Raw genomic sequence first — 12946 nt, 5'->3', positions numbered from 1 at the left:
CTCTTGCTCGGGGATAATCATGTCACTTCAGCACAGGCCGTAGGGTGCCTAACGTGATCCTGATATGTCGGAAAGTGCGGGTGCGCTGGTCAACGGCCTAGAAATTCGATCAGACAACGCGCGCCACACCAGTCCGACGCCCCCCAAACATACTCCAGTGGCGCCCACGAGGACGGCACCAAGCCCCGCAAACTCGGCCACGACGCCTCCCAGTGCCGCCCCGAGCGGCATCCCACCCATGCCGACGAGGCGGTATGCCGAATTGACCCTTCCGAGCAATTCGGCCGGGATCAGCCGCTGCCGGGCCGAGATCACCAGGACGTTGCCCGCCGCGCCCACCACGCCCCACAGGACGGCCGTCGGGTAGAGCGTCCACGGGGAGGGCACGACCACCGGCACGATGAGCAGGAGGCTGGTCGTCAGCCAGCATCCCACGAGCGCGCGGAACTCCCCGAAGCGTCCCGCGACCCACCCCGACAGCAGGGACCCCGGGAGCGCCCCGACGGCGAACGCGGTCGTCATCAGGCCGTATTCGCCCGGCTCCAGCCCGATCCGCGACCCGTCGCCGACGGCCCACAGCACGAAGACGGCGAAGTAGGCGGCGTTGGCGAGGTTGAGCAGCCCGGCCGTGATGGCCAGGCTCCGCAGCACCCGGTGGGACCACAGGTACCGCAGCGCCTCGCCGATGTCCCGCCGCAGCGGCCGCCGTCCCTGCGCGCGACGGGCGTCCATCCGGTACGTGCCGCGCATACCCAGCAACAGCAGGCCCGCGGCGCCGTACAGGAGGGCCGGGGCGCCGAAGACGACGGCGGGGAGGGTCACGACGAGCAGGCCCGCCAGCGGCGCCCCGACGAAGTCGTTGCCGATCATCTGGGCGGTGGAGACGCGGCCGTTCGCGCTGGTCAGGTGGCCTTGAGGCACGGTCATGGGCAGGATCGACTGCGCCGAGACGTCGGCGAAGACCTCGGCCACCCCGGCCAGGAGGACGGCCGCCAGCAGCACCCACAGGTCGAGCAGGCCGAGCAGGGCCGCCAGCCCGGCGAGGGAGAGGATCGCGGCCCGGGCGACGTTGGCCACGACCATGATGCGGCGGCGGTCGAGCCGGTCGGCGAGGGCCCCGGCGTGCAGCGCGAGGAGCAGCCACGGCACCGTCGCGGCCGCCCCCGCCAGCGACACCAGCGTGGGCGAACGGGTCATCGACACGGCCAGCAGCGGCGCCCCGACCTTCAGCACGCCGTCGGCCAGGTTCGACAGCGCGGTGGAGGACAAGAGAAATCCGAACGAACGCCCCACGGCTCACTCCGATAGTGTGTAAGGGAAAGTGTGCATAGTTTTCTTTGCAAAGATAGGCTTGCATAGCATGCAGAGCAAGAGCTTCTCCGCCCGCACGCTCGACGCGAACGCCCTGAAGTCGTTCGCCCACCCGCTGCGGCTGCGGATCTACGAGCTGCTGGACGAGCACGGCCCCTCCACGGCCACCAAGCTCGCCGCCCTGCTCGGGCAGAACACCGGCGCCACGAGCTACCACCTGAGGGAGCTGGCCGGGCACGGCATGATCGAGGTCGTGCCGGGGATGGGGCGCGGCAAGGAGAAGTACTGGCGCATCACGCCCGGCGGGTTCTCCTTCGGGGAGCCGGGCTCCGACCCCGAGACGGCCAGCGCGATGGAGTTCCTGCTGGACGACCTGGTGCGCCAGCGCGGCGCGGAGCTGGCCCGGTGGCGCGAGGAGGAGGCGCGGGCGCCCGAGGAGTGGGTGCGCGCGAGCGGCTACGGGCGGCGGTCGCTGCGGCTCACGCCGGAGGAGAGCGCGGCGCTGCGGGACGAGGTGTTCGAGGTGCTGGAGCGGTATCGCGCGCTGTCGGACCGCAGGGAGATCGCGTCGCCGGACTCCCGCGATCCGTCGACGGGACGCGTGGTCATCCACTTCGACGTGCTGCCGGTGGGAGCCGGTCAGGGGCCGGCGGAGGAGGGCACGCCTCAGGGCCGCCCACAGCCAGGGCGGCCCTGAGGCGGACCAGTACACTGACCGCCGTGGCGCTCTACGCTCTCATCGAGAAGGTCGGCGAGGACGCCGCCCAGGCCCGGTACCAGTACTCCGAGGGCACGGGATTCGTCCTCGGCCACGTGATCCTCGACAAGGCCGGCGAACGGCTGTGGATCGAGGACGGCGAGGAGACGTACCTCTCCCGGGCCGTGGTGCGGAAGATCGCGGTCCACTGGGCGACCCACGGCGTGGCGCCCGTGAAGCTGGCCGTGCAGTCGTAGCGGGTCAGGCGATGAGCTTGAGCGCCAGCTCGGCCAGGCCCTCCGGCGCCGTCCTGGGCGACCCGGCGTCGAACGGCGGGTGCGGGTCGTACTCGATCACGAGTTGCACCGACTGCGCGGTCGTCTCGTCGGTGGCCTGGGCCAGCAGCGTCAGCGCCATGTCGATCCCCGCCGACACCCCCGCGGCGGTCACGATCCGGCCCTGGGTGACGACGCGCTCGCTCACCGGCTCGGCCCCGTACTGCGGCAGCATGTCGAGCAGGGCCCAGTGGCTGGTCGCCGTCAGCCCCTCCAGCAGCCCCGCGGCCGCCAGGACGAACGAGCCGCTGCACACCGAGGTCGTCCATTGGCTGTGCTCGTGGGCCTCCCGCAGCCAGCCCAGCAGCGCCTCGTCGGACATGACGTCGAACGTCCCCGGGCCGCCCGGGACCACGATCACGTCGGGGTGGGGCAGGTCCTCGTAGGAGGCCGTGGCGGTGAGGGTGAGCGTGCCCTGGTCGTCGGTGACCGGCCCGGGCTCGGCCGCGACGAACGTGACCGTCCAGCCGGGCGCGAAGGCCAGCACCGTGTACGGCCCGACCGCGTCGAGCGCGGTGAAACGGGGATAGAGCGGGATCGCCACATGCATCGCTTACTTCTCCTTCGATCGGAACCTGCGACGGTGGTCGCCGGGTGAGATCCGCCAGTGGCGGCGGAAGACGCGGTAGAGGGTCTCCGGCGTGCCGAGCCCCGACTCCCTGGCCACCCGGTCCAGCGGGTGGGCGGTGACCTCCAGGAGCCGCCTGGCGGCCTCGGCGCGGCTGCGTTCGACGTACCGGCCGGGCGACAGGCCGGTCTGCTCGGTGAAGACGCGGGAGAAGTGGCGCTCGCTCATCCCCACCCGGTCGGCGAGCGCGGGGACGCTCAGGTCGGCGGCGGGGTTCGCGTCGATGTAGGCCTGCAGCTCCCTGAGCGGCTCGCTGCGCGGCGTCATAGCCCGCATCGGGGTGCTGAACTGGCTCTGCCCGCCCGGCCTGTGCAGGTAGACCACGAGGCCGCGGGCGACGTCGCGGGCGAGCGCGTGGCCGTGGTCCCTGGCCACCAGCGCGAGCGCGAGGTCCACGCCGGACAGCACGCCCGCCGAGGTCCAGACGTTGCCGTCCTCGATGTAGAGGGGGTCGGCGTCCACCTCGACGCACGCGTAGCGGGCGTCCAGCTCGCCGGCGGCGAGCCAGTGCGTGGTGGCCCGCCGGTGGTCCAGCAGCCCGGCCTCGGCCAGCAGGAACGCCCCGTTGCACACGGACGCGACCCGCCGCGCGCCCGCGGCCAGCCGGGCGACGGCCTCGACGAGCTCCCGGTCGCCCAGCTGCTCGGGGACCGACATCCCGCCCACGACCATCAGCGTGTCGACGGGCCCGGTGACCTCGCCGAGGGCGCGGGCCGTGACGGCGATCCCGTTGCCGGAGGGCACGGGACCGGCGCGCACGGCCGCCACCTCGACCTGGTAACCGTCCTGGGGCGCCAGCAGCGCCGCCGTCGCGAACACGTCGGACGGCCCGGCCAGGTCGAGCAGCTGGAAGCCGGGGAAGACCACCATGAGAACCCGTCGCTGCATGTCTTCATGCTGGTGGCGGGCCTGTCAAGGCGTCAACGACACAAATATTGCACATTACGCCATGAGCCCCCCGGGGCAGGACCGGGGGGCTCATGGGCTTGATGGGCTGAAAAATCAGCCCATGTGCGGATAACGATGGTCGGTGGGTGGAACGAACGTCTCCTTGATCGTGCGGGCGTTCACCCAGCGGATCAGGTTGAAGATCGAGCCCGCCTTGTCGTTGGTGCCCGAGGCGCGGGCGCCGCCGAACGGCTGCTGGCCCACGACCGCGCCCGTCGGCTTGTCGTTGACGTAGAAGTTGCCCGCCGCGAAGCGCAGCCGGTCGGACGCCGACGCGATGGCGTAGCGGTCCTGGGCGATGATCGAGCCGGTCAGCGCGTACGGGGCGATGCCCTCCATCTGGTCGAGCACCGTGTCGAAGTCGCGGTCCTCGTAGACGTGCACGCCCAGGATGGGCCCGAAGTACTCCTTGACGAAGATCTCGTCCGTGGGGTCGGCCGGCTCCAGGATGGTCGGCTTGACGAAGTAGCCGACGCTGTCGTCGTACGAGCCGGTGAGGACGTCGATGTTCGCGGCCGCCCGCGCCCGGTCGATGGCCTCCTTGTGCTTGGCGAAGGCCCGGGCGTCGATGACCCCGCCCATGAACGTCGACAGGTCGCCCGACACGTCGCCCACGGTCAGCGACTCGGCGGTGGCCACGAAGTCGTCGCGCATCCGGTTCCAGACCGAGCGCGGCACATAAGCCCGCGAGGCCGCCGAGCACTTTTGTCCCTGGTACTCGAAGGCGCCCCTGACCAGCGCCGTCGAGAGCACGGCCGGGTCGGCGGACGGGTGGGCCAGCACGAAGTCCTTGCCGCCGGTCTCGCCGACGAGGCGCGGGTAGCCGTGGTAGGAGGCGATGTTCTGGCCGATGGTGCTCCACAGGTGCTGGAACGTCGCCGTGGAGCCGGTGAAGTGGATCCCGGCCAGGGCCGGGTGCGCGAGCGCCACCTCGGAGACGGCCTGGCCGTTGCCGGTGACCATGTTGATCACGCCGGGAGGCAGCCCGGCGGCCTCCAGCAGTCGCATCGTGAAGTGCGCGGCGAACTGCTGGGTGGGCGACGGCTTCCAGACGACGACATTCCCCATCAAAGCCGCAGAAGTCGGCAGATTTCCGGCGATGGCGGTGAAGTTGAACGGCGTGATCGCCAGCACGAAGCCTTCGAGCGGGCGGTACTCCATCCGGTTCCACACGCCGGGCGACGAGATCGGCTGGTCGGCGTAGAGCTGGCGCGCGTAGGCGACGTTGAAGCGCAGGAAGTCGATCAGCTCGCAGGCCGAGTCGATCTCCGCCTGCTGCACCGACTTCGACTGGCCCAGCACGGTCGCCGCGTTGAGCGTGGCCCGCCACGGCCCGGCCAGCAGGTCGGCGGCCTTGAGGAAGATCGCCGCCCGCTCGTCGAACGACAGGGCCCGCCACGCCGGCGCCGCCCGCAGCGCCGCGTCCACGGCGTCCTGCACGTCCCGGGCCGTAGCGTCGTTGGTACGGCCCAGGACGGCAGCGTGGTTGTGCGGTTGCACCACGTCGATGGGAGCGCCCGCGCCGAGGCGCTGCTCGCCGTCGATCGTCATGGTCAGGTCGATCGACGACCCGGCCAGCTCCTTGATGCGGTCCTCCAGCGCCGACCGCTCGGCGCTGCCCGGCGCGTACCCGTAGATGCGCTCGTTGGCAGGAACGGGGACGTTGCTGATGGCATCCATTACTTACCCCCAAGGGCGCGAAGGAAGAAGGCGACGTTGGCGGGGCGCTCCGCGAGGCGGCGCATGAAGTAGCCGTACCAGTCGTCGCCGTAGGGGACGTAGACGCGGACCGTGTGGCCGGCCCCGGCCAGGGACTCCTGCAGGTCGGTCCGGATTCCGTAGAGCATCTGGAACTCGTGGTCGCCGATCGTCCGCCCGAACCGGTCGGCGAGCACCTCCGTGATCGCGATCATGCGATCGTCGTGCGTCGCCACCATGGGATACCCCTTCCCCGCCATGAGGATCCGCAGGCATCGCACGTACGCCTTGTCCACGGCGCCGCGGCCCTGGTGCGCGACGGAGGCGGGCTCGCGGTAGGCGCCCTTGACCAGGCGCACCCTGGAGCCCTCGGCGGACAGGTCGCGGCAGTCGGCCTCGCTGCGGAACAGGTACGCCTGGATCGCCACACCGGTCGACGGGTAGTCCTCGCGCAGCTTGCGCAGGATCGTCAGCGTCGAGTCGACGGTGGTGTGATCCTCCATGTCGAGCGTGACGGTCGAGCCGTTGCGCGCCGCCGCTGCGCAGATCTCGCGGGCGTGTTCCAGCGCCATCGCGTCGTCGAGCCGCTGCCCCACGGCCGACAGCTTCACCGACACCTCGCCCCGGACGCCGAGGTCGAGCGGCCTGACGGCGTCGAGCAGCGTGAGGTAGGCGTCCGCGGTGGCCTCGGCGGCCCGCGCGTCGCGCGTCTCCTCGCCGAGGTGGTCGACGGTGACGGCGAGTTTCATGTCGCGCAGGCGCTCGATGGCGTCGCGGGCCTCCTGGACGCTCTCGCCCGCGACGAACCGATCGACCACCTTCCTGGTGAGCGGGAAGGCCGACACGGCACGACGTACGACGCCGCTCCCGGACGCGGCGAGGAGCACTTGACCCAGCATGCCTCAAGTCTAAAAACGCAGCTCAGCGGGGGCCATCGACGTGCGTAACGGCCGATGTGGCAGGCTGTCATACAAATGCACAACACGGCAGACCTGCAAGAGATCGTCGACGAGATCGCCGCCCGGCTGGGGGCGTCCGCGACGCTGGAGGACCGCTCGTTCCGGCTGCTGGCGTACGGGGCGCAGCACGGCGACATCGACACGGTCCGCCAGGAGTCGATCCTGCGCCGGCGCGCCACCGGAGAGGTGCGCGACTACTTCGAGCGCTACGGCATCGCCAAGGCCCCCGGCCCGATCCGGATCCCCGCCGACGCCGAGCTCGGGGTCCTGGCCAGGGTGTGCTGGCCGCTGCGCCACGGCGAGGTCACCTACGGCTATCTATGGCTGCTCGACTCGGGCTCGCTCACCGCGCTCGAACCCGTCGCGCCGCTGGTGGCCAGGGCCGCCGCCGCCCTCGCCCAGGAGGCCAGGAGCCGGCAGGACCTCGGCCGCGGACTGCTCGCCCTCTTCTCGGCCGACCCGTCCGAGCGGGCGGGCGCGGCCATCGAGGTGCCGGGCCCCGTCGCGGCGATCGCCGTACGCGAGTCGGCCGAGCGCCTCGCCGCCCTCTGGACGCTGCCGCGCGGCGTCCTGGCCCGCCCCGGCTCGCCCGTCGCCCTGCTCGCCCCCGCCCACCTCGCGGGCGAGGTGGCGCAGACCCTGCAGAGCGCGTACGGCACCGCCGCCGGCATCGGCGCGCCCCGGGCGGACCCGGCCGACGCCTGGCTGAGCTGGCGCGAGGCCCGCCACGCCCTGCGCGTCGCCGAGCACTTCCCCCGGTACGCGCCCGTCGCCCGCTGGGAGGACCTGGGCGTGCACCGCCTGCTGGCCAGGCTCGGCCAGGCGGACCTGCGCGAGCTGGCGGCCGAGACCGCGGTCCTGGACGGCGAGCTGGCCGAGACCGTGGAGGCCTACCTCGACCACGGCGGCCACGCCCAGAAGACGGCCGCCGAGCTCGGCATCCACCGCCAGACGCTCTACTACCGGCTGGGCAAGGCCGAGCGCCTCACCCACCGGGATCTTTCGGACGGCGACGACCGCCTGGCCGTGCACCTGGGACTCAAGGCCGCCCGGCTCTGCGGATCCTGACCATGTCAAGGTCCCGGGTCATGGTGCCGGGTCATGGTGCCGGGTCATGGTGCCGGGTCATGGTGCCGGCAGGCGGCTGCTGCCGCCTGCCGGGGTTTCGGTGCTTCAGGCGCAGGCCGCCTCGTACACCCGTACCAGTTCCTGGCTCACCCGCTCCCAGGAGTAGCGCGAGCGCGCCCGGTCGGCGCCGGCGTAGCCCAGCGCGGTCCGCAGGGTGGGGTCCCACAGCAGCTCACGGGCCAGCCGCGCGGTGCGCGCCGGCCGGTCCGGAGGCACGAGCAGCCCGGTGACGCCGTCGATGACGGAGTCCAGGTGGGCGCCGACGGCCGAGGCGATCACCGGTACGCCGCAGGCCATCGCCTCCAGCGCGACGATGCCCGTCACGGCCTCGCGCGGCACCGACACCACGGCGTCCGCGCTGCGCATGAGCTTCGGCACGGTGGACCGCTTGACCTGGCCCAGCAGCGTCACCTGGTCGGCGACCTCGAGCTGCTCGGCCAGCGCGCGCAGCCGGCGGGCGTCCTGGTCGGTGTCGAGGTCCTCGGGCTCGGGCCCGCCCGCGATGACCAGCTCGACGTCGCCGAGCCCCGGCAGCGCCCGCACGATGGTGTCCGCGCCGCGATCCACCGTCAGCGGCCCGACGTGCAGGAGCCGCTTGCGCGCGCCCTTCGTGGCCACCGCGCCGCGGCGCTGGAAGCGCTCGGTGTCGACGCCGTACGGGACGACGGCGATGTGGTTGCGCGGCACGCCCAGCCGGATCAGCGCCGACTCCTCGTCCCCGGAGCCCGCGATGACCGCGCTGGCCCGGCGGCCGAGAGCCAGCTCCAGCTCCTTGTGCATGGCGTCGACCGTGTGGAACGTCTGCGTGACCGGCACCCCCAGCCCGTTGGCGCCCGCCACCGCGACCAGACCACCGGTCCACGAATGCGCGTGGATCACGTCGGGCCGGTCCTGGCTCCACCGCCGCATCAGGTGCTCGCCGACGTCGTTCAGGTACGGCACGACGCCGTCGGCCGACAACTCCTCGGCCGGGCCCACGTCGATCTGCTCCAACGTGACCCCCGGGGCCACCCGCGTCTTGGGCTTGCCCTCAATGCTGTCACGACGGGAGTAGACGGTGACGTGGTGTTCGCGGCCGAGCTCGCGGGCGACGGAAAGGATGCGGTCACGCCGGTTGCTCTCGGTGGAAGCTACGATCGCGATATTCATGGCACACCTCAGCGAAGAAAGACTGAAAGGTGCGCCTGCGTCTTAGGCACATGTCTACGCTTCTGACCATACCCAGGTTTGACTCGATCGCAAACCCCCAAAAATCAGACATCCTGACTTCGCAGGTCAGACACCCCGCAGCGCGAGGATCACGATCTCGTCCCACACCTGGCCGCCCGAGAACGCGTGCCTGTCGGCCTCCAGCGCCTTGACCACGGTGGACGGCGACTGCCCCGCGCACCGGCCGAGCACGTCGGCCAGCCGCTCCTCGCCGTACGGCTCCCCCAGGTCGTTCCTGGAGGAGATCAGCCCCTCCGAATACAGCACCAGCGTCTCGCCCGCGGCCACCGTCAGCCGCTCCACGCTGGTCTCCGCCTCGGGCGCGAGGCCCAGCGGCACGCCGCCGCCCGCGGCGAAGCGCACGCCGCCGTCGGCCTGCAGCAGCGCGGCGGGATGGTGCCCGGCCGACGACAGCCTGATCTCGCGCCCCTTCACGAAGCCCGCCACGGCCATCACGAACATGCCGGCGCCCTGCGCGACCAGGGCCTCGTTGACCTTGCGCATCACCAGGTCGGGGTCGGACTCCCAGGTGCCCAGCACCCGCAGGCCGCCGCGTACCATCGCGCTGACCGACGCGGCCTCCTCGCCCTTGCCGACGGCGCCGCCCAGCGCGAACCCCCACCCGCAGGACACCGGGAACACGTCGTAGAACTCGGCGCCCACCGACGCGCCGGGATGGTAGACGGCCGCCGCCTCGTAGCCGGGCACGTCGGGCAGCTTGCGGGGCGCGACGCTCGCCGACAGCGCGTCCGCCGCCCGCGAACGGTCCTGGAAGCTGGTCTGGGCCCGTACCGCCAGCCCGAGCTGCAGCCCCACCTCCTGCATGACGGCCAGGTCGGCCAGCGCGAACGGGCGCCGGTCGTGCGCGCGCACCAGCGTGAGCACGCCGTCGCCGGAGCCGATCGGCACGCACAACATCGAGCCCGCGCCCATCGCCGTCAGCAGTGGCCCGTCCGCGCAGAACCCGAGCAGGCCGTCGTCGTCCAGCATCTCCTGCACCACGCCGGAGCCGCGCTCCAGCACCTGCATCACGACCTGGCTGCCCGCCGGATCCGCGGATTCCACCTGCCGGACCAGATCGCCCAGCGGATGGTTCTTCGGCGCCACCACGACCGAGCGGCGCGGCACCCCGCCGCGCACCATGTCCGCGATCACCCAGTCGGCCCACTCGGCCGCCAGCAGCCGCGTCGCCCTCGGCAGCGCGACCGGGCGCAGCAGCGTCTCCTCTTCGAGCAGCAGATTGGCCATCTTGACCAGCAGGTCCTGCCGCTTGGCCGCCGCCAGCAGCAGCGCCCCGTCGGACTGCTCGGGCCGCCCCGCGCCCGGCTCGGGCAGCTGCACCTCGGTCGGCAGCGCCACCGCCGCCACCATCTGCTGCGGCTCGCCCGGCATGGTCATCCTGGTCAGCGCCAGCTGGACGGTGTGCGTGCGCCCCTGATGCGCCAGCCGCGTCGCGAACGCCGACGGCTGGCCCGTCTGCAGCACCGCCGTCAGATGCGACCGGAACGCCGCCCGCCGCGACACGTCCACCAGCAGCGGGAACGACCGGCCCACCAGGTAGCCGTCGGGGCTGCCGAGCATCTGCGACGTCTCGGGGTTGATCCGCCTGACCACGCCACCGCTGTCCAGCACGATGACCGGCACCGGAAAGGCCCGGAACACCTGCCGCAGCAGCTTCAGCTCCCGCTGCGCGCCGTCCTTCTTGCCGCCCGCCCGCTTGGGCGCCTTCTGCAGCGCCTCGCGGGCCTCGGCCAGCAGCTCGGCTGCGGTGTCTAGCTCGGCGAGGGCTGCGTCGAGCGTGGGCGCGAGGTCGGCGGGATAGGCGGTCCGCGCCTCGCGAAGCGAGGAAACGCGTCCGGCCAGCGCGTCCAGCGCTTGTTCGAGGTCCGGCATGGTCACCCTCTGACGCTACGTCACAAGGGATATGGGAGGCCATATCGGGTAGGGGCTTCCTGCTATGAAATCAACTGCGATGATCACCCCCGGTCTCGCCCGCGACCTCGCCGCACTGGGCCGGCTGGGCGAGGACACCTCCACGGAACGCGTGCTGCGCGACCTCACCACGGCGCTGGCCGTCGGCGTACCGGGCTGCTCGGGAGCCTCGGCCGAGCACTGGCGCGACCACCGGGTGCTGGTGTCCGGCTCCCACAGCGAGCTGATCATGCTCGTCGAGGGCGAACGCGCGCTCGGCGAGGGCCCGTCCGTCGAAGCCCGGCAGAGCGGCGGCCGCGCCGGCGTGACCGACGTGCTCAACGAGCCCCGCTGGCCCCGCTACGACGCGCTGGCCAGCCGCTGGGGCGTGCGCTCCGTGCTGGTCGTCCCCATCGACGTGGCGCCCGCCCTGCTGCTGGTCGGCCTCTATTCGGTACGCCCCGGGGCGTTCTCCCCCCAGAGCGCCCACTCGCTGGCCGACATGCTGACCGAGCAGGTCGGGGTGGCGATGGCCAACATGTGGGAGTTCGAGGAGGTGCGCACCGACGCCGCGCAGCTCCAGGAGGCCCTCGCCGGACGGGCGGTGATCGACCAGGCCAAGGGCATCATCATGCAGACCAGCGGATGCACCGCCGAGGCCGCGTTCGAGGAGCTTCGCAAGATCTCCCAGCACCACCAGGTCAAGGTGGCCGACCTCGCCAGGCTCCTGGTCGACGAGCACCAGCGCAAGTCGAGACGCTGACCTCCGCGGCCCTGCCGCGGCCCTGCCGCAGCCCTGCCGCAGCCCTCAGCCGATGGCCGCCAGCGCGTCGTCGAGCGTGTCGTAGAGGGGCAGCCGCTGCGCCAGCCCGGTGATCCACATCACCTTGGACTTGGAGTATTCGACCCCGATGAGCGCGAACCTGGCGCCCGACGCCAGGCTCGTCTGCCAGTGGTGGACGATGAGCCCGAGCGCGCGAGAGTCCATGAACGTGACCCCGGCCAGGTCAAGAATCAGGTCCGACCCCGCCAGGGACAGGTAGTCGGCGAACTGCTCGCGGGTCGTGGCATCGAGCACGCCGTCAACCTTGATCACGGTGATCTCGTCCACCGTCGACGACGTCAGGGTCAGGGCCGCCACGGGCCCCTCACCGTTATCCGGCATTGTCACGGAGCAACCCTACTGTCACCACAGGAGGGAGGAATACTTCCCGCGATACGGGGGACACTTGATGCGGAGTCCAGCAGCGGGCTTTCGTCTCGAGAGTTGAGCGAGGCGTGCCTCTGCCTGGGCTTTTTTGCTGGGAGAGGGCGCCTGCGACCCATAAGAGGAGCAGCGATGGCTGTGCAGGAATACGTCCTCGAGGAGATGACAGCGGAAGAGCTCCTGGCCGAAATGGTCAGGGAAGAGACCCCCGACAGTCACAGAGAGCGACTGCGGGAGCGCATCGTCGAGATGCACCGGCCGCTCGCCATGGAGATCGCCCGGCGCTACCGCTACCGCGGCGAGCCTTTGGAGGATCTTCTCCAGGCCGCGTACGTCGGCCTGATGAAAGCCGTCAACGGCTTCGACCCGACCCTCGGCCACGCGTTCCGGGGCTACGCGGTCGTCACGATGACCGGCGAGGTCAAGCGCCACTTCCGCGACCGCACCTGGGCCATCCGGGTGCCGCGGCTCTACCAGGAGCGCCGCTCGGAGCTCAACCGCCTGGTCGCCGACCTCAGCCAGGACCTCGGCAGGTCGCCCACCGTGGCCGAGCTGGCCGCCAAGATGAACATCACCGAGGAGGACGTCCTGCTGACCCTCGACGCCTCCGCCGCCTACAGCACCCTGTCGCTCGACGCGCCGCTCGGCACCGACGACGACGCCGCCTCCCTCGGCGACGTCATCCCCGAGGACGACGACACGCTGAGCACCATGGTCGACCGGGAGGCCGTCAAGCCGCTCATCGACGCGCTGCCCTCCCGCGAGAAGCACATCCTGCTGCTGCGGTTCTTCGGCAACATGACGCAGGCCGAGATCGCCGCCGAGTTCGGGATCTCCCAGATGCACGTCTCACGTATCCTCCGCAAGGTTCTCGACCAGCTGCGCTCCGAGCTGGTCGGCTGAGAAGAAGGTCGC

General features: G+C 71.5%; 13 protein-coding genes. 5 read left to right on the top strand and 8 right to left on the bottom strand.

Annotated elements, in window-relative coordinates; translation table 11 throughout:
* Nucleotides 1–48 precede the first annotated feature (48 nt).
* Nucleotides 49–1269: an MFS transporter gene (locus AB0J87_RS10355; protein WP_363964003.1), complete on the bottom strand. Its 1221-nt coding sequence runs from the start codon at nt 1267–1269 to the stop codon at nt 49–51.
* Between the two features lie 91 nt (nt 1270–1360).
* Here AB0J87_RS10355 and AB0J87_RS10350 point away from each other — a divergent pair, with 91 nt between their 5' ends.
* A complete protein-coding gene (locus AB0J87_RS10350; protein WP_363964001.1) occupies nt 1361–2008 on the top strand; it encodes a helix-turn-helix domain-containing protein in 648 nt (215 codons plus the stop codon).
* A 23-nt stretch (nt 2009–2031) separates the two neighbouring features.
* A complete protein-coding gene (locus tag AB0J87_RS10345) occupies nt 2032–2265 on the top strand; it encodes a hypothetical protein (RefSeq protein WP_363963999.1) in 234 nt (77 codons plus the stop codon).
* 4 nt (nt 2266–2269) lie between these two features.
* On the opposite strand, the gene AB0J87_RS10340 is transcribed toward AB0J87_RS10345, so the two are convergent.
* The 4 genes from AB0J87_RS10340 to AB0J87_RS10325 all read right to left on the bottom strand — a co-directional run bounded on the left by AB0J87_RS10340 (nt 2270) and on the right by AB0J87_RS10325 (nt 6516).
* Nucleotides 2270–2893, bottom strand: a complete 624-nt coding sequence (locus AB0J87_RS10340) for a DJ-1/PfpI family protein (protein ID WP_363963997.1) — start codon at nt 2891–2893, stop codon at nt 2270–2272.
* Nucleotides 2894–2896: 3 nt separating this feature from the next.
* Nucleotides 2897–3859, bottom strand: coding sequence for a GlxA family transcriptional regulator (locus AB0J87_RS10335; RefSeq protein WP_363963995.1), 963 nt, complete (start codon nt 3857–3859; stop codon nt 2897–2899).
* 114 nt (nt 3860–3973) lie between these two features.
* Nucleotides 3974–5599, bottom strand: coding sequence for an L-glutamate gamma-semialdehyde dehydrogenase (gene pruA, locus AB0J87_RS10330; RefSeq protein WP_363963993.1), 1626 nt, complete (start codon nt 5597–5599; stop codon nt 3974–3976).
* Nucleotides 5599–6516 (bottom strand): proline dehydrogenase family protein, encoded by a 918-nt coding sequence (locus AB0J87_RS10325; RefSeq protein ID WP_350726527.1) that lies wholly within the window; start codon nt 6514–6516, stop codon nt 5599–5601. Before AB0J87_RS10325 ends, pruA begins: the two co-directional genes overlap by 1 nt.
* 75 nt (nt 6517–6591) lie before the next feature.
* Here AB0J87_RS10325 and AB0J87_RS10320 point away from each other — a divergent pair, with 75 nt between their 5' ends.
* The gene (locus tag AB0J87_RS10320; protein WP_355192025.1) at nt 6592–7644 is read left to right on the top strand and encodes a helix-turn-helix domain-containing protein; all 1053 of its coding nucleotides are present in this window, start codon (nt 6592–6594) and stop codon (nt 7642–7644) included.
* 105 nt (nt 7645–7749) lie between these two features.
* Here the strand turns inward: AB0J87_RS10320 and AB0J87_RS10315 are convergent, their stop codons facing one another.
* Both AB0J87_RS10315 and AB0J87_RS10310 read right to left on the bottom strand, forming a co-directional pair.
* Nucleotides 7750–8853 carry a glycosyltransferase gene (locus tag AB0J87_RS10315; RefSeq protein WP_363963991.1) on the bottom strand — a complete coding sequence of 368 codons (1104 nt, stop codon included), beginning with the start codon at nt 8851–8853 and terminating at the stop codon, nt 7750–7752.
* 126 nt (nt 8854–8979) lie between these two features.
* Nucleotides 8980–10806: a SpoIIE family protein phosphatase gene (locus tag AB0J87_RS10310; protein ID WP_363965038.1), complete on the bottom strand. Its 1827-nt coding sequence runs from the start codon at nt 10804–10806 to the stop codon at nt 8980–8982.
* A gap of 79 nt (nt 10807–10885) precedes the next feature.
* Here AB0J87_RS10310 and AB0J87_RS10305 point away from each other — a divergent pair, with 79 nt between their 5' ends.
* On the top strand, nt 10886–11587 hold the full coding sequence (locus AB0J87_RS10305; protein ID WP_363963989.1) for a GAF and ANTAR domain-containing protein: 702 nt from the start codon (nt 10886–10888) through the stop codon (nt 11585–11587).
* 45 nt (nt 11588–11632) lie between these two features.
* On the opposite strand, the gene AB0J87_RS10300 is transcribed toward AB0J87_RS10305, so the two are convergent.
* On the bottom strand, nt 11633–11989 hold the full coding sequence (locus AB0J87_RS10300) for an STAS domain-containing protein (RefSeq protein WP_350726908.1): 357 nt from the start codon (nt 11987–11989) through the stop codon (nt 11633–11635).
* 174 nt (nt 11990–12163) lie between these two features.
* On the opposite strand from AB0J87_RS10300, the gene AB0J87_RS10295 reads away from it, so the two are divergent.
* On the top strand, nt 12164–12934 hold the full coding sequence (locus AB0J87_RS10295; RefSeq protein ID WP_350726519.1) for a SigB/SigF/SigG family RNA polymerase sigma factor: 771 nt from the start codon (nt 12164–12166) through the stop codon (nt 12932–12934).
* The last annotated feature ends 12 nt before the right edge of the window (nt 12935–12946 follow it).

It is taken from the genome of Nonomuraea sp. NPDC049625, from assembly GCF_040675285.1.
GTDB lineage: Bacteria > Actinomycetota > Actinomycetes > Streptosporangiales > Streptosporangiaceae > Nonomuraea > Nonomuraea angiospora_A.
This window is presented reverse-complemented; position numbering and strand designations above follow the sequence as displayed.